The sequence below is a fragment of the Lyngbya sp. CCY1209 genome (assembly GCF_035615495.1).
In the GTDB taxonomy this organism is placed as follows: domain Bacteria; phylum Cyanobacteriota; class Cyanobacteriia; order Cyanobacteriales; family Microcoleaceae; genus Limnospira.
Map to the genome: position 1 here is coordinate 1 of NZ_JAJENU010000382.1, position 208 is coordinate 208.

The window sequence follows — 208 nt, forward strand, 5'->3', positions numbered from 1 at the left end:
TAGGGATGATGTGGTCGGTCTCCACTTGGTCTTCTATAGTGAAGTGCTGTCCGCACCATTTGCATTTGCCTTTCTGGCTTTTCAGCAGTTTGGCTTCTCGGTTTGAGATTTCTGGTGATTTCCCTCTCCTTGTTGCCCAATAGACCCAATTTCCATCATACGTCGATGCGTTCGGTCTGACCAGCGTGTGGTAGACAATGGGAGTCCA

Annotated in this window: 1 protein-coding gene; it reads right to left on the reverse strand. The window is 49.0% G+C overall.

Features of this window, described 5'->3' with window-relative positions:
- On the reverse strand, window positions 1-208 hold a 208-nt coding region (locus LKE08_RS11000), incomplete at both ends, for an HNH endonuclease (protein ID WP_375341416.1).